This window comes from Rhodanobacter thiooxydans LCS2 (assembly GCF_000264375.1).
Taxonomy (GTDB): domain Bacteria; phylum Pseudomonadota; class Gammaproteobacteria; order Xanthomonadales; family Rhodanobacteraceae; genus Rhodanobacter; species Rhodanobacter thiooxydans.
On the sequence record NZ_AJXW01000081.1, the window covers coordinates 1 to 335 of the forward strand.

Below are 335 nucleotides of genomic sequence, written 5' to 3' on the forward strand. Positions count from 1 at the left end.
CGCCTGGCCATGTGGGACACCATGCAAGCCGAGTTCCCGGCCCCCGCGCGCCTGCTCGACCTCGGCTGCGGCACCGGCATCGACGCTGTCGAGTTCGCGCGTCGCGGCCACCAGGTCGTCGCCAGCGACTGGTCGCCGCGGATGGTCGAGCGCACCCGCGCACGCGCGGGGGCGGCGAGCCTGTCGTCGCAGGTGTGCGCCATCCATCTCGGCATCCAGCAGCTGGAACGGCTCGACGACGCGTTCGACGGCATCTATTCGAACTTCGGCCCGCTGAACTGCGTGTCGGAACTCGGCAGCGTGGCGGCCGAATGCGCGCGCCTGCTGCGCCCCGG

1 protein-coding gene is annotated in these 335 nt (G+C 72.2%); it reads left to right on the plus strand.

Annotated elements, in window-relative coordinates; translation table 11 throughout:
• Nucleotides 1-335 (plus strand): class I SAM-dependent methyltransferase (locus UUA_RS15105; RefSeq protein ID WP_008438393.1); only part of this gene is annotated, 335 nt, incomplete at both ends.